This is a genomic window from Streptomyces sp. NPDC045846 (genome assembly GCF_056431605.1).
Genome location: NZ_JBWKKJ010000012.1, coordinates 146279 through 166820, shown reverse-complemented (window position 1 = coordinate 166820; position 20542 = coordinate 146279). Strand labels below are relative to the sequence as shown.

General features: G+C 71.2%; 20 protein-coding genes. 4 read left to right on the top strand and 16 right to left on the bottom strand.

Annotated elements, in window-relative coordinates:
• Window positions 1–1086: 1086 nt before the first annotated feature.
• A complete protein-coding gene (locus tag AC07F3_RS31185) occupies window positions 1087–2427 on the bottom strand; it encodes a class I SAM-dependent RNA methyltransferase (protein ID WP_479117758.1) in 1341 nt (446 codons plus the stop codon).
• Window positions 2428–2488: 61 nt separating this feature from the next.
• Window positions 2489–4534, bottom strand: coding sequence for an APC family permease (locus AC07F3_RS31180; RefSeq protein ID WP_479117757.1), 2046 nt, complete (start codon window positions 4532–4534; stop codon window positions 2489–2491).
• Between the two features lie 228 nt (window positions 4535–4762).
• Here AC07F3_RS31180 and AC07F3_RS31175 point away from each other — a divergent pair, with 228 nt between their 5' ends.
• Both AC07F3_RS31175 and AC07F3_RS31170 read left to right on the top strand, forming a co-directional pair.
• Window positions 4763–5431: a potassium channel family protein gene (locus AC07F3_RS31175; protein WP_189965509.1), complete on the top strand. Its 669-nt coding sequence runs from the start codon at window positions 4763–4765 to the stop codon at window positions 5429–5431.
• Window positions 5431–6099 carry a potassium channel family protein gene (locus tag AC07F3_RS31170; protein WP_479117756.1) on the top strand — a complete coding sequence of 223 codons (669 nt, stop codon included), beginning with the start codon at window positions 5431–5433 and terminating at the stop codon, window positions 6097–6099. Before AC07F3_RS31175 ends, AC07F3_RS31170 begins: the two co-directional genes overlap by 1 nt.
• Window positions 6100–6162: 63 nt before the next feature.
• On the opposite strand, the gene AC07F3_RS31165 is transcribed toward AC07F3_RS31170, so the two are convergent.
• The 8 genes from AC07F3_RS31165 to AC07F3_RS31130 form a co-directional block, all read right to left on the bottom strand.
• Window positions 6163–6894, bottom strand: coding sequence for a DUF3159 domain-containing protein (locus AC07F3_RS31165; protein WP_479117755.1), 732 nt, complete (start codon window positions 6892–6894; stop codon window positions 6163–6165).
• Between the two features lie 3 nt (window positions 6895–6897).
• Window positions 6898–7296 (bottom strand): OB-fold nucleic acid binding domain-containing protein, encoded by a 399-nt coding sequence (locus AC07F3_RS31160; RefSeq protein ID WP_329462579.1) that lies wholly within the window; start codon window positions 7294–7296, stop codon window positions 6898–6900.
• Between the two features lie 106 nt (window positions 7297–7402).
• Window positions 7403–8095, bottom strand: coding sequence for a response regulator (locus tag AC07F3_RS31155; RefSeq protein WP_479117754.1), 693 nt, complete (start codon window positions 8093–8095; stop codon window positions 7403–7405).
• Between the two features lie 43 nt (window positions 8096–8138).
• Window positions 8139–10682 carry a DUF4118 domain-containing protein gene (locus AC07F3_RS31150; protein ID WP_479117753.1) on the bottom strand — a complete coding sequence of 848 codons (2544 nt, stop codon included), beginning with the start codon at window positions 10680–10682 and terminating at the stop codon, window positions 8139–8141.
• Window positions 10683–10810: 128 nt separating this feature from the next.
• Window positions 10811–11566: an ABC transporter ATP-binding protein gene (locus tag AC07F3_RS31145; RefSeq protein WP_479117752.1), complete on the bottom strand. Its 756-nt coding sequence runs from the start codon at window positions 11564–11566 to the stop codon at window positions 10811–10813.
• A 210-nt stretch (window positions 11567–11776) separates the two neighbouring features.
• The gene (locus AC07F3_RS31140) at window positions 11777–12556 is read right to left on the bottom strand and encodes a DUF3710 domain-containing protein (RefSeq protein ID WP_479117751.1); all 780 of its coding nucleotides are present in this window, start codon (window positions 12554–12556) and stop codon (window positions 11777–11779) included.
• A 1-nt stretch (window position 12557) separates the two neighbouring features.
• Window positions 12558–13091 carry a dUTP diphosphatase gene (gene dut, locus AC07F3_RS31135; RefSeq protein ID WP_114039932.1) on the bottom strand — a complete coding sequence of 178 codons (534 nt, stop codon included), beginning with the start codon at window positions 13089–13091 and terminating at the stop codon, window positions 12558–12560.
• The gene (locus tag AC07F3_RS31130) at window positions 13088–13672 is read right to left on the bottom strand and encodes a PaaI family thioesterase (RefSeq protein ID WP_479117750.1); all 585 of its coding nucleotides are present in this window, start codon (window positions 13670–13672) and stop codon (window positions 13088–13090) included. Before AC07F3_RS31130 ends, dut begins: the two co-directional genes overlap by 4 nt.
• 57 nt (window positions 13673–13729) lie before the next feature.
• Between AC07F3_RS31130 and AC07F3_RS31125 the strand changes: the two genes are divergently transcribed.
• Window positions 13730–14188 carry a DUF3093 domain-containing protein gene (locus AC07F3_RS31125; protein WP_479117749.1) on the top strand — a complete coding sequence of 153 codons (459 nt, stop codon included), beginning with the start codon at window positions 13730–13732 and terminating at the stop codon, window positions 14186–14188.
• An 18-nt stretch (window positions 14189–14206) separates the two neighbouring features.
• Here AC07F3_RS31125 and AC07F3_RS31120 read toward each other — a convergent pair whose 3' ends face one another.
• The 4 genes from AC07F3_RS31120 to AC07F3_RS31105 all read right to left on the bottom strand — a co-directional run bounded on the left by AC07F3_RS31120 (window position 14207) and on the right by AC07F3_RS31105 (window position 17817).
• Window positions 14207–15217, bottom strand: a complete 1011-nt coding sequence (locus AC07F3_RS31120; protein ID WP_479117748.1) for a hypothetical protein — start codon at window positions 15215–15217, stop codon at window positions 14207–14209.
• A gap of 11 nt (window positions 15218–15228) precedes the next feature.
• Entirely contained in the window at window positions 15229–15525 is a 297-nt protein-coding gene (locus AC07F3_RS31115; protein WP_053725482.1) for a DUF4193 domain-containing protein, read from the bottom strand.
• Between the two features lie 394 nt (window positions 15526–15919).
• On the bottom strand, window positions 15920–17158 hold the full coding sequence (locus AC07F3_RS31110; RefSeq protein ID WP_479117747.1) for a sensor histidine kinase: 1239 nt from the start codon (window positions 17156–17158) through the stop codon (window positions 15920–15922).
• A gap of 5 nt (window positions 17159–17163) precedes the next feature.
• Entirely contained in the window at window positions 17164–17817 is a 654-nt protein-coding gene (locus AC07F3_RS31105) for a response regulator transcription factor (protein ID WP_053725484.1), read from the bottom strand.
• A gap of 356 nt (window positions 17818–18173) precedes the next feature.
• Here AC07F3_RS31105 and AC07F3_RS31100 point away from each other — a divergent pair, with 356 nt between their 5' ends.
• Window positions 18174–18344 carry a hypothetical protein gene (locus tag AC07F3_RS31100; RefSeq protein ID WP_189390026.1) on the top strand — a complete coding sequence of 57 codons (171 nt, stop codon included), beginning with the start codon at window positions 18174–18176 and terminating at the stop codon, window positions 18342–18344.
• Window positions 18345–18421: 77 nt separating this feature from the next.
• Here AC07F3_RS31100 and AC07F3_RS31095 read toward each other — a convergent pair whose 3' ends face one another.
• Together AC07F3_RS31095 and AC07F3_RS31090 are read right to left on the bottom strand one after the other, a co-directional pair.
• Window positions 18422–19222, bottom strand: coding sequence for an inositol monophosphatase family protein (locus tag AC07F3_RS31095; protein WP_479117746.1), 801 nt, complete (start codon window positions 19220–19222; stop codon window positions 18422–18424).
• Between the two features lie 10 nt (window positions 19223–19232).
• A complete protein-coding gene (locus tag AC07F3_RS31090; RefSeq protein ID WP_479117745.1) occupies window positions 19233–20393 on the bottom strand; it encodes a ferrochelatase in 1161 nt (386 codons plus the stop codon).
• Window positions 20394–20542: the final 149 nt, after the last annotated feature.

The window sequence follows — 20542 nt, the reverse complement described above, 5'->3', positions numbered from 1 at the left end:
GCAGATGGCCCGCAAAGGCGTCACTGGCTACCCCTGCTGGTGAGCCTCCACGCAGCAGCCGCCCTGCACCACGATCACTGACACCATCCGCCCCATCAGGTAAGGCATAAGTCGAGGGCGAACCCTTGGAACGGCCGGTCAACAAACGTCAGCTTGCGGTACTTGAGTGGGTGGCAGCCGGGAGTCCTGCCGGCGTCTGGGAGACAAGTTCACGCAAGAGAGGACCTGTCAGGCACTGCAGAACCGGGACCGGTCACGGTCTCCCGCAAGGGTGGGCAGTGGAGTGTCGCTCTGACGAGCCCCGTCCAGCACTACCTGACGTACGGCACGTACCCTCCCCGTGGGTCGCGCCCGCGGAAGAGCCGGGCTGACGCTACGCAACGGCCATCATCCATCGGAGCACGGGAGACTCCGGCCTCCGCACGAAATCCAAGCTCTCCTTCACAGCATCGTGCGACGTTCACGGAGCACAGCTGCCGCAGGAGCTCGCGGAGGCGGGCGGCCGGATCGTCAAGAGCGGAGGCGTTCCGGACTTGGAGAAGTCGCCTGCCCGGGGTCGCCGCTGCACGCAGGTCTGGGAAGGATCCCCGAGACGAAGGAGCCGTACGGGGGTTGGTGCCGTAGCGGGTACTAGATCAAGCTCGTCGGCATTCCCGCCCGGAGCCTTGCCCTCCCTCGTACTGTCGCGCTCGCAGCCGCACGCTGCGGTCCGGGCCGTGCAAAACGAGACCCATCGACTGGGCTTGACCAAGCCCGTCCAAGGACGTGCCCTCCGACCCGCCCAGACGCTGATCACCGCCGCTGAGGCCGAAGGACACCGGACACCAACCGAGGTTCACGGAACGTCACTGCTGAGAAGCGGCGGGGAGGGCCTGCCAATGGCTCGGCAGCCCCTGCCCCAGCCGCGTCTATGTGCCGACGACTACAGCTGAGCACTCCACTCGGCGGTCGCCAAGCATGGATGCCTGGCCCATCAGAATTCGCGCCGTCCGTGCGTCAAACGTGCGTCACGTGCGTCGAATATGCGTCAAGATATCGCACGTAGCGCACGTAACGCCCATAACGCACACTCGGAGAAACGCCAGGTCAGCGGCCCTTTTCAGCGGGCTCAAGGATCGCCACGCACTCCACGTGGTGGGTCATAGGAAACAGATCAAACGCCCGCAGCGTCCGCGGCTTGTACCCCGCCTCCGCGAAGTACGCCAGGTCGCGGGCCAGGGCTGCGGGGTCGCAGGCCACGTAGGCGATGCGGCGGGCGCCCAGGGCTGCCAGGTGTTTGACGGTCTGCTTGCCGGCGCCCGCGCGGGGCGGGTCCAGGACGATCAGGTCCGCTTCGGTGATCTTGGTGCGGGGCAGCACCTGCTCGACCTTGCCGTGTTCCACGCGGACGCGGGGCAGGTCGGCCAGGTTGTGGCGGGCGTCCTCCACGGCGCGCTTGGAGGACTCGATGCCGAGCACCGCGCCGGTCTCGCCGACGCGCTCGGCGATCGCGCCCGCGAACAGGCCGACGCCGCAGTACAGGTCGAGCGCCATCTCGCCCTTGCGCGGCATCAGGCCCTGCATCACGGCCTTGACCAGGGTGTCCGGTGCCTGGGGGTGGACCTGCCAGAAGCCGCCCATGCCGACGCGGTAGGTGCGGCCGTCCGCGCGCTCGCGGACGAAGCCGCGGCCGTGGACGCGGTGGATTCCGCCGTCCTTCTCCTCGACCCGGAGCACCGATACGGGCTTGTCGAGCTCGACCAGGGGCAGGCGCCCGCCCGGGTTCGGGGTGAGGACGACCTGGCGGTCGTGCGAGCCGGAGGCCGCGATCGCCTCGACCGAGGCCAGCTGCGGCCACTCGCGCTTCTCGATGCCCAGCTCCGTCACGCCCGGCGAGGCGATCATGCAGTGGTCGACCGGCTGGACGTCGTGCGAGCGGTGCTTGCGCAGGCCCGCGCGGCCCTCGTCGTCGATCGCGTACTGGACGCGGGTGCGCCATGCCGGGACCTGGCCCGCGGGCAGCTTGTCGCCCTCGGCGGGCATGACCGTGCCGTCCCAGCCGGCCTGCTCGGGCGTGAGGCCCGCGAGGCGCTGGAGCTGCTCGGTGAGGACGTCGCCCTTGAGGCGGCGCTGGGCGCCGGGCTTGGCGTGCTGCCAGTCGCAGCCGCCGCACTTGCCGGGACCGGCGAAGGGGCAGGGCGCCTCGACCCGGTCCTTGGACGCCTCCAGGATCCGCACCGCGTCCGCGCGCAGGAAGCGGGAGTCGCTCTCGCCCTCGGTGACGCGGGCGACGATCTTCTCGCCGGGCAGGGCGTGGCGTACGAACAGGACGCGGCCCTCGGCGGTGCGGGCGATGCAGTGGCCGCCGTGCGCGACGGGGCCGACCTCGACCTCGTACTCCTCCCCGACCAGCGACGACAGCGACGGCTCGGGTGCGTTCTGCTGCATGGGTGGGTGACTCCAGGGGGGAAGAGGGGGAAACGGCGGGCGGCCGGTCGGACCGCGCCGCTCAGCTCTTGTTGCTCGGCTCCTTGGGCCGGGACACCGGACCCCGTCGCACCGAACCGGGCGCGTTCCAGTCGGCGCGCCTGCGGGCCCGCTTCTTGGCGGCCTCGGAGGACTCCAGCTGGTAGGGGACGGAGGTCACCATGACGCCGGGGGTGAACAGGAGGCGGCCCTTGAGGCGCAGGGCGCTCTGGTTGTGCAGCAGGTGCTCGTACCAGTGGCCGACCACGTACTCGGGGATGAACACGCTGATCGCGTCGCGCGGGCTCTCGCGGCGCAGGCCCCGCACGTACTCGATGATCGGGCGGGTGATCTCGCGGTAGGGCGAGTCGAGGATCTTGAGCGGTACGTTGATGCCGCGCCGCTCCCACTCCTCCTTGAGCGCCTTGGTCTCGGCCGGGTCGACCGAGATCGACAGGGCTTCGAGCTGGTCGGAGCGCATCAGCTTGGCGTAGGCCAGGGCGCGCAGGGTGGGGCGGTGCACCTTGGAGACCAGCACGATCGAGTGCACGCGGGAGGGCCGCAGGCTGTCGTCGGAGGGCTCGTCGGGGGCCGCGATCTCCTCGGAGACCCGGTCGTAGTGCTTGCGGATCGCGGTCATCGTTCCGTAGAAGATGACCATGCCGAGCAGCGCGACCCAGGCGCCGTGGGTGAACTTCGTGGCCAGGACCACCACGAGCACCAGGCCGGTGAAGAAGGCGCCGAACGCGTTGATCGCGCGGGAGCGGATCATGCGGCGGCGCTTGGCCGGGTCGGTCTCGGTGGCCAGGTGGCGGTTCCAGTGGCGGACCATGCCGGTCTGGCTGAGCGTGAACGACACGAAGACGCCGACGATGTACAGCTGGATCAGCCGGGTCGAGTCCGCGCCGTAGATCACGACAAGCAGCACGGCGGCGCCGGCCAGCAGCACGATGCCGTTGGAGAACGCGAGCCGGTCGCCGCGGGTGTGCAGCTGGCGGGGCAGGTAGCGGTCCTGGGCGAGGATCGAGCCGAGCAGCGGGAAGCCGTTGTACGCGGTGTTCGCGGCGAGGAACAGGACCAGCGCGGTGGCCGCGGCGAGCACGATGAACAGGAAGCTGCCGTTGCCGAAGACGGCCTCGGCCACCTGGGAGATCACCGGGTTCTGGACGTATCCGGAGCCGACCGGGGCGCCGTTGTGCAGCAGGTCCTCGCCGGGCTTCTCGGCCATCCGCACATGGGTGCTCATGGCCAGCGCGATGATGCCGCAGAACATGGTGACGGCCAGGGCGCCCATGAGGGCCAGGGTGCTGGCGGCGTTCTTCGACTTGGGCTTGCGGAAGGCGGGGACGCCGTTGCTGATCGCCTCGACGCCGGTGAGCGCGGCGCAGCCGGAGGAGAAGGCGCGCAGCAACAGGAAGACGAGGGCGAAGCCGGCCAGGCCCTGGTGCTCGGCCCGGATCGTGTAGTCGGCGGTGGGCGCCTTCATGGTGTCGCCCATGACGAGGCCCCGGTAGGCGCCCCAGGCGATCATGATGAAGACGCCGGCGACGAAGACGTACGTGGGGATCGCGAAGAGCTTGCCCGACTCCTTGACCCCGCGCAGGTTCATCAGGGTGAGGAGCACAATGACGGCGACGGCGCACAGCACCTTGTGCTGGACGACGAAGGGGATCGCGGAGCCGAGGTTCTCGATGCCGGAGGCGATCGAGACGGCCACGGTCAGCACGTAGTCGACGAGCAGGGCGGAGGCGACGGTGAGTCCGGCCTTGGGCCCGAGGTTGGTGGTGGCGACCTCGTAGTCGCCGCCGCCGCTCGGGTAGGCGTGCACGTTCTGCCGGTAGGAGGCGACCACGGTGAACATCAGCACCACGACCGCGACCGCGATCCAGGGGCTGAAGTGGTACGCCGACACACCCGCCACGGAGAGCACCAGGAGGACTTCTCCGGGCGCGTACGCAACGGACGAGAGCGGGTCGGAGGCAAAGACGGGAAGTGCGATGCGCTTGGGGAGGAGCGTTTCTCCCAGCTTGTCGCTGCGCAGCGCCCGGCCGATCAGGATCCGTTTGGGCACGTCGGTCAGTTTGGACACGCAGAGGATCGTAAGCGCTCTGTCTCGATAAGGCCCACCCGGCTCCCGCCGACGGTGGTGCGTGCTGGAGGCACTGAGTGAGTGCGTCGCGGGGCGGTCCGCATAAGCTCATCAGGCGGCAACGTGGATTTCTGTTGCCACGCTGTTGCCCGGCTAGCCGAGAAGGAAGTAGTGAGCAGGGTGTTTGCGCAGGTCATCGGGGCGACCAGGAGTGCGGGGTAAGGGGACGTGCACATCGTCATCATGGGCTGCGGGCGAGTGGGAGCCGCTCTCGCGCAGACCCTGGAACAGCAGGGGCATACGGTCGCGGTGATCGACCAGGACCCCACGGCCTTCCGTCGGCTGGGTTCGGGCTTCGGCGGGCGCCGGGTCACGGGCGTCGGCTTCGACCAGGACACCCTGCGTGAGGCGGGGATCGAGGAGGCCGGCGCGTTCGCGGCGGTCTCCAGCGGCGACAACTCCAACATCATCGCGGCCCGGGTGGCGCGCGAGATGTTCGGCATCGAGAACGTGGCGGCCCGGATCTACGACCCGCGCCGTGCCGAGGTCTACCAGCGGCTCGGCATCCCGACGGTCGCCACGGTCAGCTGGACCGCCGACCAGATGCTGCGGCGGCTGCTGCCGTCCGGCGCGGAGCCCTTGTGGCGCGACCCGAGCGGTGGCGTGCAGCTGGCCGAGGTGCACACCTCGACCGCCTGGATCGGCCACAAGATCAGCAAGTTGCAGGAGGAGACCGGCGTGCGCGTCGCGTTCCTCACCCGGCTGGGCGAAGCGGTCCTTCCGACGTCCCAGACGGTCCTGCAGGAGGGCGACCTGGTGCACGTCATGATGCGTACCGACGAGGTCGAAAAGGTCGAGGCGGCGTTCGCCCAGGGTCCCGAGGAGGGCGGTCACTGATGCGCGTGGCGATTGCCGGGGCCGGCGCGGTGGGCCGTTCCATCGCGGGCGAGCTCCTGGAGAACGGGCACGAGGTGCTCCTGGTCGACAAGGCGCCCACCGCCATCTCGGTGGAGCGGGTGCCGCTGGCCGAGTGGCTGCTCGCGGACGCCTGCGAGATCACCTCGCTCGACGAGGCGGCGCTCCAGCGCTGCAACGTGGTCATCGCGGCCACCGGCGACGACAAGGTGAACCTGGTCGTCTCGCTGCTCGCGAAGACCGAGTACGGGGTGCCGCGGGTGGTGGCCCGGGTCAACAACCCGAAGAACGAGTGGCTGTTCAACGAGTCGTGGGGCGTGGACGTCGCCGTCTCGACGCCGCGCCTGATGTCGGCGCTGGTCGAGGAGGCGGTGAGCGTCGGCGATCTCGTACGGCTGCTGCGCTTCAGCCACGGCGACGCCAACCTGGTCGAGCTGACGCTGCCGCCGGAGTCGGCGCTGGCCGGCACGCAGGTCGGCGACGTGGCCTGGCCGGAGGACACCTCGCTCGTCACGATCATCCGTGGCACGCGGGTCCTGACGCCGAGCCAGGAGGAGACCCTGGAGGCGGGCGACGAGCTGCTGTTCGTGGCCGCGCAGGCCCGCGAGGAGCAGCTGGAGGACCTCCTCTCGGTCCGCCGCGAGGCCTGATCCCGCGCGAAAGGGCCCGGAACCGTCGCGGTTCCGGGCCCTTCGTCGTGTGCGGTGCGGCGGCTACGCTTCGCCGGCCGCGGCGGCCTTGCGGGCCTTCTCGGCGGCCTCCTCGGCCTCCATCTCGGCGAAGACGTCGATGGGCGCCGGGGCCTTCGCGAGGAAGACCCAGGTGAGCCAGACCGCGAGGAGGAACGGCGGGATCTTCAGGGCGATCAACACCCAGCCGAGCTGCGAGGTGTTGGCCCACCAGTACAGCGGGAAGAGGATCGCGCACTTGGCGAGCAGGATGAGCCCCCAGGCCCAACTGGCCTTCGCGTACGCGGACTTGCGGCCCGGGTTGCGGGTGCGCCAGGACAGGTTCTCCTTGAAGACCGGGCCGAGGATCAGCCCGATCAGCGGTACCCCGCAGAGGGTGGTGACGATGTACGCGAGGGCCAGGCCGAGGGTGTAGAGCATGCCCGGCAGGTAGAAGTCCTTCGCGTTGCCCGTCATCATCGCGAAGACCACGCCGAAGGCCACGCCGAAGACGCCGCTGAAGGCGTGCTTCATGGTGTCCTTGCGGACCAGGCGGACCACGACGAGCAGCAGCGACACCGCGAGGGCGGCGATCGCCGAGGTGTGCAGGTCCTTGTTCACCGTGAAGATCGTGACGAAGAGCAGTCCCGGGAGGACCGTCTCCACCATGCCGCGCACCCCGCCGAACGCCTCGAAGAGCGCGGCCTCGGTCACGGCTTTCGCGTCGGCGGGCGGGGTGGAGGTGGGGGTGGTGGTCGGCTTGTCGACTGACGTCACCGGCTACTCCTGTCCGAGCGGTCGGAGTTCGTATTTGGGGTTGAACAGCACCCGCCGGCCGTGGCTCATGGAGATCCGGCCCGAAGCGATGAGCTTGCGGCCCGGCTCGATGCCCACGATCGAGCGCCGTCCCAGCCACACCACGTCCAGCGGGGCGGTGCCGTCGAAGAGCTCGGCCTCGAGCGCCGGCACGCCCGCCCGCGGGCGCAGGGTGACGGTCCGCAAGGTACCAGTCACCTTGACTATCTGGCGGTCACTGCACTCGGAGATGCGGGTGCACCCCGTGGCCTGCGCGTCCTCCTGCAGTTCCGCGGAGTGCAGGTCCTCCTGCGAGGTGGACAGCCGGTCGAGCATCCGGCGGAAGCGCCCCGCGGGCTTCTCGGTACGAAGGTCAGCACTCATACAGAAAGCGTAACCGGGGACGCCCCTGCGGAATCAACGCGTGTGGTCAGCACGGACCTGGTCGCGCCCCCGCGCGCCACGGCCGGCCCGGCCGGGGCGCGCGGGGTCAGCGTTCGAAGCGGTAGCCCATGCCCGGCTCGGTGATGAAGTGGCGCGGGTGCGAGGGGTCGAGCTCCAGTTTGCGGCGCAGCTGGGCCATGTAGACCCGCAGGTAGTTGGTCTCGGTGCCGTACGAGGGCCCCCAGACCTCCTGGAGCAGCTGCTTCTGGCTGACCAGGCGGCCCGTGTTGCGCACCAGGACTTCGAGCAGGTGCCACTCGGTCGGGGTGAGGCGTACGTCGCGGCCGTCCCGATTGACCTTCTTGGCGGCCAGGTCGACGGTGAAGTCCTCGGTCTCCACCATCACCACGTCGTCGGCGCCGTCCGCGCCGCCGACCGGCTCGGCCCGGCGCACGGCGGCGCGCAGCCGGGCGAGCAGCTCGTCCATGCCGAAGGGCTTGGTGACGTAGTCGTCGGCCCCGGCGTCGAGCGCCTCGACCTTCTCGTCGGAGGTGTGCCGGGCGGAGAGCACCAGGATCGGGACCCGGGTCCAGCCGCGCAGCCCCCGGATGACCTCGACGCCGTCCATGTCAGGCAGGCCGAGGTCGAGCACGACCACGTCGGGGTGGCGGGCGGCGGCGAGCTGGAGGGCACTCGCGCCGTCGGGGGCCGCGTCCACCTCGTACTTCCGTGCCTTGAGGTTGATCACGAGCGCGCGCACGATCTGCGGCTCGTCCTCGACCACGAGCACCCGGGTCATCTGGGGTACCTGCCTTCTCGGGGGACTGACGATGCGGTTCGGTTCATGAGGTGACCTTGGCGGAGAGGTCGGCGGGGGTGCGGCCCGGGCCGGGGGCGGCGCGCACGGTGAGGACCATGGTGAGGCCGCCGCCGGGGGTGTCCTCGGCGGCCAGGGTGCCGCCCATGGCCTCGGCGAAGCCCCGGGCGACGGCGAGGCCGAGGCCGACTCCGGCGCCGCGCGGGGCGTCGCCGTAGCGCTGGAAGGGCGCGAAGATGCGGTCCTTGGCGGTGTCGGGGACGCCGGGGCCGCGGTCGGTGACGCGTATCTCGACGCGCTCGGCGAGGCCGCTGGCGGCGACGGTGACGGGGCTGTCGGGCGGGCTGTACTTGACGGCGTTCTCGACGATGTTCGCGACGGCGCGCTCCAGCAGGCCCGGGTCGACCTCGACCATGGGCAGCGTCTCGGGGATGTCGAGGACCACGCTGTCCTCGGGGACGCCGCCGAGTGCCATGGGCACGACCTCGTCGAGGTCGATCTCGCGGATGAGCGGGGTGACGGTGCCGGTCTGGAGGCGGGACATGTCCAGGAGGTTGCCGACGAGGTGGTCGAGCCGGTCGGCGCCGCCCTCGATGCCTTCGAGGAGCTCGGCGCGGTCCTCCTCGGACCATTCGACGTCGTCGGAGCGCAGCGAGGTGACCGCGGCCTTGATGGAGGCGAGCGGGGTGCGCAGGTCGTGGCTGACGGCGGCGAGCAGCGCGGTGCGGATGCGGTTGCCCTCGGCGAGCTTGCGGGCCTCCTCGGCCTCCCCCACCAGGCGCTGGCGGTCCAGGACCACGGCGGCCTGGGCGGCGAAGGCGCCGAGCACCCGGCGGTCCTCGGCGGGCAGCACCCGCCCGGACAGGGCGAGCGCCATGTGGTCGCCGACCGGCATGTCGACGTCCGCGTCCTCCGGGCGCCGGACCGGGTGGGGTCCGACGCTGCCGGCGCGCGTCCAGGGCTCCATGTCGCCGGCGCGCTCCAGGAGGGCGACCGACTCCATGGCGAAGGTCTCGCGGACCCGCTCCAGGAGGGCGTCCAGGCTGGTCTCGCCGCGCAGGACGCTGCCCGCCAGGAAGGAGAGGATCTCGGATTCGGCGCGCAGCCGGGCGGCCTGGTGGGTGCGGCGGGCGGCGACGTCCACGACGGAGGCCACCGAGACGGCCACCAGGACGAAGATGACGATGGCGACGATGTTCTTCGGATCGGCGATCGTGATCTTGTGGACGGGCGGGGTGAAGTAGTAGTTCAGGAGGAACGAGCCGAACGCGGCCGAGGCGAGCGCCGGGGCCAGGCCGCCGAGCAGGGCCGCGGCCACCGTCAGCGTCAGGAACAGCAGCATGTCGTTGGCGAGCCCGAGGTCCGCGTCGACGTTGGTGAGCAGCACGGTCAGCAGGGCGGGGCCGATCACGCCGGCCGCCCAGCCCCACACCAGGCGGGCCCGCCCGAGCCGGGCGCCGCGCGCCACGGGCAGGCCGCGGCCCTTGGCGACCTCGTCGTGGGTGACGATGTGGACGTCGAGGTCGGGCCCGGAGTCGCGGGCCACGGTCTGGCCGACGCCGGGGCCGAGGATGTACTGCCAGGCCTTGCGGCGGCTGGAGCCGAGGACGATCTGGGTGGCGTTGACGCCGCGCGCGAAGGCGAGCAGCGAGGCCGGGATGTCGTCGCCTATGACGTGGTGGAAGCTGCCGCCGAGGTCCTCGACGAGGGTGCGCTGGACGGTGAGTTCCTTGGGCGAGGCGGAGGTGAGGCCGTCGCTCCTGGCCACGTACACCGCGAGGATCTCGCTGCCGGAGCCCTTGGCGGCCATGCGGGCGGCGCGGCGGATGAGGGTGCGGCCCTCCGGTCCGCCGGTGAGACCGACGACGATGCGCTCGCGGGCCTGCCAGGTGGACTTGATGTCGTGCTCGCCGCGGTACTGCTGGAGGTATTCGTCGACCCGGTCGGCGACCCAGAGCAGCGCGAGTTCGCGCAGCGCGGTGAGGTTGCCGGGCCGGAAGTAGTTGGACAGGGCCGCGTCGACCTTGTCGGGCTTGTAGATGTTGCCGTGCGCCATGCGGCGGCGCAGCGCCTGGGGCGACATGTCGACGAGCTCGATCTGGTCGGCCCGGCGCACCACCTCGTCGGGGACCGTCTCGCGCTGGCGTACGCCGGTTATGGACTCGACGACGTCGCCGAGCGACTCCAGGTGCTGGATGTTGACGGTGGACACGACGTCGATCCCGGCCGCGAGCAGCTGCTCGACGTCCTGCCAGCGCTTGGTGTTGCGGGCGCCGGGGACATTGGTGTGGGCGAGTTCGTCCACCAGGGCGACGGCGGGCGCGCGTTCCAGGACGGCGTCGACGTCCATCTCGGTGAAGAGGCTTCCGCGGTACTCGATCTCGCGGCGCTGGATCTGCTCCAGGCCGTGCAGCATGACCTCGGTGCGCGGCCGGCCGTGGTGCTCGACGAAGGCGACGACACAGTCGGTGCCGCGCTCCACCCTGCGGTGCGCCTCGGACAGCATGGCGTAGGTCTTGCCGACGCCCGGTGCCGCGCCGAGGTAGATCCGAAGCTTGCCGCGTGCCATGGCCCCATTGTCTTTCAGAATTCAGCTGCGTACGCTGCGTCGACCTTACGGCCAACAATTCCGACAAAGGGGGTGAGGGCGGGGCGGGAGTCACCTATTGACGCGATTCTGATGCCCCGCCCCTCGGGTCACGGGCGGATCGCTTGGGGGCCGTGGTCGACGAGCCGCCCGTCGTTCAGTTCCAGGACGCGGTCGGCGAGGCCGAGGAGCTGGCTGTCGTGGGTGGCGACCAGGGCGGTGACGCCCTCGCTGCGGACGACGGCGCGCAGCAGCTCCATCACGGCGAGGCCGGTGTCGGCGTCGAGCTGGCCGGTGGGCTCGTCCGCGATGAGCAGCGCGGGCCGGTTGGCGAGCGCGCGGGCGATGGCGACGCGCTGCTGCTGGCCGCCGGAGAGCTCACCGGGGCGCTGCCTGGCGTGGTCGCCGAGGCCCACGAGGGAGAGCAGCAGCGCGACGCGGTCCTCGCGCTCGCGCGGGTCGGCCTTCTTGAGGCGCATCGGGACGCCCACGTTCTCGGCGGCGCTGAGGATCGGGATGAGGCCGAAGGACTGGAAGATGAAGCCGATCCGGTCGCGCCGCAGCTCCAGGAGGCCCTCCTCCTCCAGGCCCACGACGTCGGTGCCGTCGACGGTGATGGTGCCCTCGTCGGGCCGGTCGAGCCCGCCGAGCAGGTTGAGCAGGGTGGTCTTGCCGGAGCCGGAACGTCCCTTGAGGGCGACGAGTTCACCGCGGGGCACCTCGAACGAGACGCCGCGCAGCGCGTGCACGGCGGCGGCGCCGCTGCCGTAGGAGCGGTGCAGGTTGTCGACCCGGACCATCGCCCCGGTCGGCCGGTCCCCCGCGACCGCCGTCCCGCCGCCCTGCCCGCTGGTGCTCTGCGTCATTGCCCGGTTCCCCCCGTACGTCTGTGTGCGCGGCCGGGCGCCAGTATGTGCAGGTTGCACCCGGCCGGGCAATGGATGACCGGGTTTCGGCCCGGATTGCCCACGTGGGTGAGGGTTTCCGGGGCGCCGCGTCTGCCGGGAGCGTGCGCGTACGACGCCGATGGGCCGCACCCCGGGAAGGAGTGCGGCCCATCGGTGGAAAGGGTGCGGTCAGCGGACCTCGGTGATCTCGGGACCGCGCTGGAGCTGGCCCATGCCGCCGGAGAAGCGCGAGCCCTCCTGGTCCTCCTGCTGGACGCCCTCGGGCACCATCTGGGCGTCGTTGGGCAGCTTCAGGACGATCGGGTCGCGGGGCGCCATCGGGCCCTCGCCGCGCACCACGACGGTGTCGCGGAAGATCGTCTCCAGGAGCCCGGCGGCCTGCGGCTGCACCGCGCCCTGGCCGGAGATGACACCGCGCAGGAACCAGCGCGGGCCGTCCACGCCCACGAAGCGGACCAGCTGGACGCCGTTGGTGCCGTCGGGCAGCTGCACGGGGACCTGCGCGCGCAGCTCCCAGCCCAGCGGACCCTCGACCTCGTCGATGATGCCGCCCTGCTGGGTGATGCCGGAGGCGATCTCCTCGCGGACCTCACCCCAGATGCCTTCCTTCTTGGGCGCCGCGAAGGCCTGCAGCTGGACCGCGCTGTCGTGCAGTACGACCGTGGCCGCCACGATCGCGTCGCCCGCGACCTCGACCCGCAGCTCCATGCCCTCGACCCCGGGGACGAAGAGCCCGCCGAGGTCCACCCGGCCCTCGCCGGGCTCGGAGACCTCGGAGACGTCCCAGGGCCCGTCCGGACGGGGCGCCGGCGGCAGGTTCACCCTGCGCACCGCGCCCTCGCCACCCGCGCCGGCCTCGATGTCATCGGCCTCGGCGCCCTCGACAACCTGCTCGGCCTCGCCCGCCGAGTCCTCGGCGGTACCGCTCTTCTTGCGACGTCCGAACACGTCACTGTCCTTCCCGGTCGGATACGACCGAAGCGTATCGATTCCCACCCGTTGTGCCGCCACCGGCGGCCGAACCGTCCACGGCGGCATGACCGCCGGTGGACCCGAAGCCCCCCTCGGCCCGCGCCGAGCCGGGAAGCTCCGCCACCTCGTGGAAGCGCACCTTCTCGACCTGCTGGACGACCAGTTGGGCAATGCGGTCGAAACGCTCGAACCGAACGCTCTCGCGAGGGTCGAGGTTGACCACGATCACCTTGATCTCCCCACGGTACCCGGCATCCACCGTCCCCGGGGCATTCACCAGGGCGACACCGCACCGGGCCGCGAGCCCCGAGCGGGGGTGCACGAACGCCGCGTACCCGTCGGGCAGCGCGATGGAGACGCCGGTCGCGAGGACGGCCCGCTCGCCCGGGGCGAGCTCGGCGGCCTCGGTGGTCACCAGATCCGCACCGGCGTCGCCGGGGTGCCCGTACGCCGGGATCGGCACCTCCGGGTCCACACGGCGGATGAGGACATCTACGGGTTCACGGCTCACGGGTTCACCTCGAAGGCGCGGGCGCGCCTGACCTGGTCGGGGTCGGACATCGCGGCCTGGATCTCGGCCGGGCGTCCGTTGTCGATGAAGTGGTCCACCTTCACCTCGATGAAGAGGGCCTGGGCACGGACCGCCACGGGTCCCTCGGGGCCGCCGATGCGGCCGGTGGCCCGGGAGTAGATCTTGCGGCCGGCCACGGCGGTGACCTCGGCCTCCAGGTGCAGCACCGTGCCGACCGGGACCGGGCGGACGAAGTCCGTCTCCAGGCGGCCGGTCACCGCGATCACCCGCAGCAGCCAGTTCAGCGAGCCGAGCGTCTCGTCGAGGGCGGTGGCGAGCACCCCGCCGTGGGCGAGGCCGGGGGCGCCCTGGTGGGCCTCGCGCACGGTGAACTCGGCGGTGACGGTCACGCCGCGGCCCGCCCGCGCCGCCAGGTGCAGTCCATGGGGCTGTCCGTCGCCGCAGCCGAAGCAGTGCCCGTAGTGCGCACCGAGCAGCTCGCCGGGTGCGGGCGCCTCGGGGTGCCGCACCGGCGCTATGGCGTCGGCCGGGGGCGTCAGGGACGCAGATGTAGCAGTCACAGCCGCAGACCTTACCCGCGGTCCAGGCGCAGGTCGCGCCGTGCCAAGCTAGCTTTCATGCAGCCCAATGCCCCGCAGTACGCAGAACGCCTCACCGCGCCCCGGTCGTGGTGGTTCATCTCCGTCCTCGTCGGTTTCGCGTGCGCCCTGATGCTGCTGCCGGTGGGCACCCTGCCGATGCTGGCCGGCTTCGTGGGCGGCACGGCGGTGTCGTGGGTGGTGGTGAGCGCGTACGGCTCGGTGCGGATCCGGGTGCTGCCGGACACGCTGGTCGCGGGCGAGGCCCGCATTCCGGTCCGGGCGCTGGGCGAGGCCGAGATCCTGGACGCCGACGAGGCGCGGGCCTGGCGGCTGCACAAGGCCGATCCGCGCGCGTTCATGCTGCTGCGGGCCTACATCCCGACGGCGGTCAAGGTGGAGATCACCGACCCCGCGGACCCGACTCCGTACGTCTACCTCTCGACCCGGGACCCCGAGGCGCTGAAGGCGGCGCTGCACGCCGTCCGCGCCGGCTGAGGGCGCGGCTCCTGCTCCTCAGCGGCCGAGTTCCCGGGGCGTCCCGCCCGGCGGCAGCGGGTCGCTCGGCTGTTCCAGGGGCGGCAGCTCGGGCAGCGCGTCCCAGGGCACCTGGCGTGCGCGCAGGTCCTTCCTGATGTGCCCGGCGAGCTTCTTGGTGTCCCGGCGGTTCATCACGGCGCCGACGGCCGCGCCGACCATGAACGGCGTCAGGTTCGGCAGGTTGCGGACCATGCGCTTCATGATCTGCTGGCGCAGCTCGCGCTTCATCTGGCCGCCTAGCGCGAAATTGAGCGTCGTCGGCTTGGTGACGTCGATTCCCCGCTCTTCGGTCCACGACGTCAGATAGGCCATGGAGCGCTCTTTGAGCGTGCCGGGCGGCCGCATTCCGTAGACCTCGTGCAGCTCGGCGATGAGCTTCAGCTCGATGGCGGCGACCCCGGTGATCTCCGCGGCCAGTTCGGCGGGCATCGCGGGCGGGACGGGCATCATCGCGGCCGCGCCGATTCCCGCGCCGACCGTGGACGTGCCGTTGGCGGCGCCCGCGATCAGCTTGTCGGCGATCTCCTCCGGGCCGAGGCCGGGGAATTGGGCGCGCAGCGTCGCCAGGTCCCGCACGGGAATGCGGGGGGCGATCTCGATGACGCGATCGGCAAGGTGGCCGAGCGAGGCCTTGATGCCCTCGCCGCCCTTGCGTACGCCCTTCTTGAGCACCGGAACGCTCTTCTTCAGGGCGGGAACGCCCCGGTCCAGAGCGCCCCTGCGCAGGGCGTCCAGGCGTCGGGCCCCGGCCGCGGGCCCCGCCTCTTCCTCCGTCTCCGGTGCCGTGTCCGCTGCTTCGAGCGAGGCCTGGTGGCCCCGCTCGGCGTCACGTGCACCATCGAAAGCGCTCACCGCGGGGAGGCGGGCCGGCCCGGCGGGGTCTTCCACGCCTTCTCCCGGGCCTGTGCCGCCCTGTGGCGCCTCGGTGGAACCCGGGGCACCCTGTCGCCGGAACGGTCGCTTCCGGGGCGGTTTCGCGCCTGCCACGACGGGCCTGCTCAGTCGCAGTCGCGGCAGATCGGCTGGCCGTTCTTCTCGCGGGCCAGCTGGCTGCGGTGGTGCACGAGGAAGCAGCTCATGCAGGTGAACTCGTCGGCCTGCTTGGGCAGGACGCGGACGGCGAGCTCTTCGTTGGACAGGTCCGCGCCGGGCAGTTCCATGCCCTCGGCGGCCTCGTACTCGTCGACGTCGACAGTCGAGGTGGACTTGTCGTTGCGCCGGGCCTTCAGCTCTTCAAGGCTGTCGGAATCGACGTCGTCGTCGGTCTTGCGTGGGGTGTCGTAGTCCGTTGCCATGTCGCTCTCCCCCTCTGGGTGGTTGCGGTGTCTCAGCGCACGTAACGCGTGAGAGGCCGGACTTGTGCCCGACCTGAGGCGGAGATTTTGCCTCACATCAAGGTCTGTTACTCAATCGACACCCAACCGCACTCCTCAAGAGTGATCGTCTTGGATGGCGATCGGGACCGTACACGGTCCTAATGTCGCACTTCACCAGCGCCACCTCGTGTACTTCCCGTGATCTCACCCCCTGGAAACCCGGACTTTTCCCGGGATTACTGGGGATTCACCGATCACGGAGAGTAGGTGGCCGGAAGTTTGCCTTTGTGACTGATCACACACGAAACTCTTCGGAACAGGTCCCGAAAATTCCGCGCAAAGCGAACCGTCACAACAGCCTTCGAGCAGCGTCTCAGACAGGCAGGGTGACACGCATCACGAGGCCGCCGCCTTCGCGGGGCTCCGCGATGATACGGCCTCCGTGGGCCCGCGCGACCGACCGGGCGATGGACAGGCCGAGACCGACGCCCTTGTCGCTGCCCGTGCGCTCGGTGCGCAGCCGCCGGAACGGCTCGAAGATGTTGTCGATCTCGTACGCCGGGACCACGGGCCCCGTGTTGGTCACGAGCAGCGTCGCGTGGCCGTCCCGGAGCTCGGTGACCACCTCGACCCAGCCGCTTTCGGGGATGTTGTACCGGACGGCGTTCTGCACCAGGTTCAGGGCGATGCGCTCCAGGAGCACGCCGTTGCCCTGGACGACCGCCGGCCTCCGCTCGCCGCGGATCTCCACGCCCTTCGCGTCGGCCTCGTTCCTGGCCTGGTCGATGGCGCGGGAGGCGACCTCGGCGAGGTCGACCGGCTTGCGGTCGACGATCTCGTTGTCGCTGCGGGCGAGCAGCAGCAGGCCCTCGACGAGTTGCTCGCTGCGCTCGTTCGTGGCCAGCAGCGTCTTGCCGAGCTGCTGGAGCTCCACCGGGGCGCCGGGGTCGGACAGGTGCACTTCGAGCAGGGTGCGGTTGATCGCGAGCGGGGTGCGCAGCTCGTGCGAGGCGTTCGCGACGAACCGCTGCTGCGCGGTGAAGGCCCGCTCCAGGCGGTCCAGCATCTCGTCGAAGGTGTCGGAGAGCTCCTTGAGCTCGTCGTCGGGGCCGTCCAGCTCGATCCGCCGGGTCAGGTCGGTGCCGGCCACCCTGCGGGCGGTCCGGGTGATCCGCCCCAGCGGCGACAGGACGCGGCCGGCCATCGCGTACCCGAAGGCGAAGGCGATGACGCTGAGGCCGACGAGCGCGAGCAGGGACCGGCTCAGGAGGTTGTCCAGGGCGTGCTGGCGCTGCTGGGCCATGCAGGCGCTGATGGCGTCGTTGAAGTTCTGCGGGGTGCCCCGGTCCGGCAGCTGGCAGCTGCCGCTGGAGACCACGATGTTCTGGCCGTCCACGATCTTGAACGGGGTACTGCCCGTGTGCAGGGCCTGGGCGGCCAGCAGGTAGATGATCGAGAGAAGCAGTATCCCCGCGATCATGAACATGCCGCCGTAGAGCAGCGTGAGCCGTATGCGGATGGTGGGCCTGAGCCACGGGAAGGGGGGCTCGGGGGACTTCGGGGCCCAAGTGGGCTTGGGTGGCGCCGTCGGCGGCGCGGGCGTGGCGGCCATCCCCGTCAGATCCGGTAACCCGAGCCCGGCACGGTGACGATCACCGGGGGCTCGCCGAGCTTGCGGCGCAGCGTCATGACGGTCACGCGCACCACGTTGGTGAACGGGTCGGTGTTCTCGTCCCAGGCCTTCTCAAGGAGCTGCTCGGCCGAGACGACCGCGCCTTCGCTGCGCATGAGGACCTCCAGGACCGCGAACTCCTTGGGCGCCAGCTGGATCTCGCGGCCCTCCCGGAAGACCTCGCGGCGGTTGGGGTCCAGCTTGATGCCGGCCCGCTCCAGGATGGGCGGCAGCGGCACGGTGGTGCGCCGGCCGAGCGCGCGGACGCGGGCGGTCAGCTCGGTGAAGGCGAAGGGCTTGGGCAGGTAGTCGTCCGCGCCGATCTCCAGGCCCTCCACGCGGTCGCTCACGTCGCCGGCCGCCGTCAGCATCAGGACACGCGTGGGCATGCCCAGCTCGACGATCTTGCGGCAGACGTCGTCGCCGTGGACGAGCGGGAGATCCCGGTCGAGGACCACCACGTCGTAGTCGTTCACGCCGATCCGCTCGAGGGCCGCGGCGCCGTCGTACACGACGTCGACGGCCATGGCCTCCCGGCGCAGTCCGGTGGCCACCGCATCGGCGAGCAGTTGCTCGTCCTCGACGACGAGTACGCGCACGGCGCATTTCCTTCCCTAGGGACCCGCGTCGTTCGCGGGCACATCTGTGCACTGAACCAGTGACTGTGCGCTTCCATCCTGCCCCTTACGCCCGTAAACCGGCAGTAAGACGGTGCCGGACCGGGGCCCGCCGCCGACCTGCGGTTTCCGGCCACGGGGGGTCGGCGCTCGCGGGTCTCTCGCGGGAATGGACAGGATTGGCGCGGCAGTTGAGGTTTCTCTGAGAGTGGGCTTGGGGAGGACGACTGCACACCCCGCGATCACGCCCTGTATGTGGCATGCCACATCTAGCTTCGTGCTCGCGACCCACCGTCGGCACACCCCCGTGCCACCGACCCACGACGAGGGGGCGCACCATGGACGCTTTCACCGCAGGACTGCTGCAGCGCATAAGGACCACGGAGACCGACCTCACACGGGCGCGCGAGACCGGCGACGACTTCCTCGCCGACGTCGAGCAGGCCGAGCTGGACGACCTGCGTCGTCTGGCCGCCGAGCACGGCGTCGAGGTAGCCGTAGCGCTCTGATCCCATCCACCGGAGGACCCCGGCGCCAGGGACGGCGCCGGGGTCTTCTCATGCCCGGAGCGGGGCGGCACGGGCACTCAGTCGTGCCAGGCCCCGTGCTCCTCCAGGAGCGCCTGGAGCGGGCCGAAGAGGTCCGGGGAGGCGGCGACGGTGAGCTCGCGGGAGGCGGGCGCACCGGGGCGGCCGCCGGTGAGCGCGCCCGCCTCCCGGGCGATCAGGTCGCCGGCCGCCAGGTCCCAGGGGTTCAGGCCGCGCTCGTAGTACCCGTCGAGCCGGCCGGCCGCCACGTCGCACAGGTCGATCGCCGCCGAGCCGCCGCGGCGGATGTCGCGGAACCGGGGGATCAACCGCTGCGCCACGTCCGCCTGGTGGGCGCGTACGGACTGGACGTAGGCGAAGCCGGTCGAGACCAGGCACTCGGCGAGCGGGGCCGGCGGACGGCAGCGCAGCGGCCGCTCGCCCTCGAAGGCGCCGCCGCCCAGGACCGCGTGGTACGTCTCGCCGCGCATCGGGGCCGCGACCACGCCCGCGACCCGCACGCCGTCCTGCTCGGCGGCGATGGAGACGGCCCAAGTGGGCAGCCCATACAGGTAGTTGACGGTTCCGTCGAGCGGGTCGATGACCCAGCGGATGCCGCTGGTGCCCTCGCTGGAGGACCCTTCCTCGCCGAGGAAGCCGTCGTGCGGGCGGTGCTCGGACAGGTATCCGGTGATCAGCTTCTCGGCGGCGATGTCCATCTCGGTCACCACGTCGATGGGGCTGGTCTTGGTGGCGGCGACGGCGAGGTCGGCCGGGCGGCCGTCGCGCAGCAGCGCACCGGCACGCCGGGCGGCCTCCAGGGCGAGGCCGAGCAGTTCGCGGTGCAGAGGGTCGGTCATGGTCGCTCCCTTACGCGTACGGGCTGTCGGCACCGGCGGCCGCGGGCTTGGCGCCGCCGCGGGCGGCCGGGCAGCAGCCGACCGCGCAGAGGTCGTGCGAGGGGCCGAGCGCCCCGAGCGCGCACCGCTCGACGGGCAGCCCGCGCTCGGCGGCGGCCCGCTCGACCACGAGCTCGCGCACGGCCGCCGCGAACCGCGGATCGGCGCCCACGGTCGCGGAGCGGGCCACGGGCAGCCCGAGTTCGGCGGCCTTGGCGGTGGCCTCCGTGTCGAGGTCGTACAGGACCTCCATGTGGTCGGAGACGAAGCCGATGGGGACCATCACGACGGCCGGGGCGCCCGCGCCGTGCAGCGCCTCCAGGTGGTCGCAGATGTCGGGTTCGAGCCAGGGGATGTGCGGGGCGCCCGAGCGGGACTGGTAGACGAGCCGCCAGGGCCGCTCGACGCCGGTCTCGGCCTGGACCGCGTCGGCGACGACGCGCGCCACGTCGAGGTGCTCGCGCACGTAGGCGCCGCCCTCGCCGTGCTCCTCGACGGGCCCGGAGGTGTCGGCCGCGGCCTCGGGGATGGAGTGCGTGGTGAAGGCGAGGTGGGCGCCCGCGCGCACGTCCTCGGGCAGTTCGGCGAGCGAGGCGAGGACACCGTCGATCATGGGGCGGACGAAGCCGGGGTGGTTGAAGTAGTGCCGCAGCTTGTCGACCCTCGGCGGTTGTTCGAGCCCCTCGGCCTCCAGCGTCGCCAGGGCGTCCGCCAGGTTCTCGCGGTACTGCCGGCAGCCCGAGTACGAGGCGTACGCGCTGGTGGCGAGGACCGCGATGCGGCGGCGGCCGTCGGCGACCATCTGACGCAGGGTGTCGGTGAGGTAGGGCGCCCAGTTCCGGTTGCCCCAGTAGACCGGCAGGTCCAGGCTGTTCTCGGCGAAGTCCTCGCGCAACGCGTCGAGCAGCGCGCGGTTCTGCTCGTTGATGGGGCTCACCCCGCCGAACAGGAAGTAGTGCTGCCCCACCTCCTTGAGCCGCTCCTTGGGGATGCCGCGGCCGCGCGTCACGTTCTCCAGGAACGGGACCACGTCGTCGGGGCCCTCGGGGCCGCCGAAGGAGAGCAGCAGCAGGGCGTCGTACGGGTCGGCGGCCGCGGCCGCTCCGGGAGCTGGATCACGCAGTTCGGACATGTCTCGATCCTGCCATCCGCCTCCGACAGGCGGAGAACCGAGCCGGACGGGCCTGGGGAACGCCCGGGGAAAAGGCGGTGCGGCGATCGACTTCAGCGTCGTAAGCTTTAGGAATCAATTACACGCGTCACGCCGGATCCCGGAGCCCC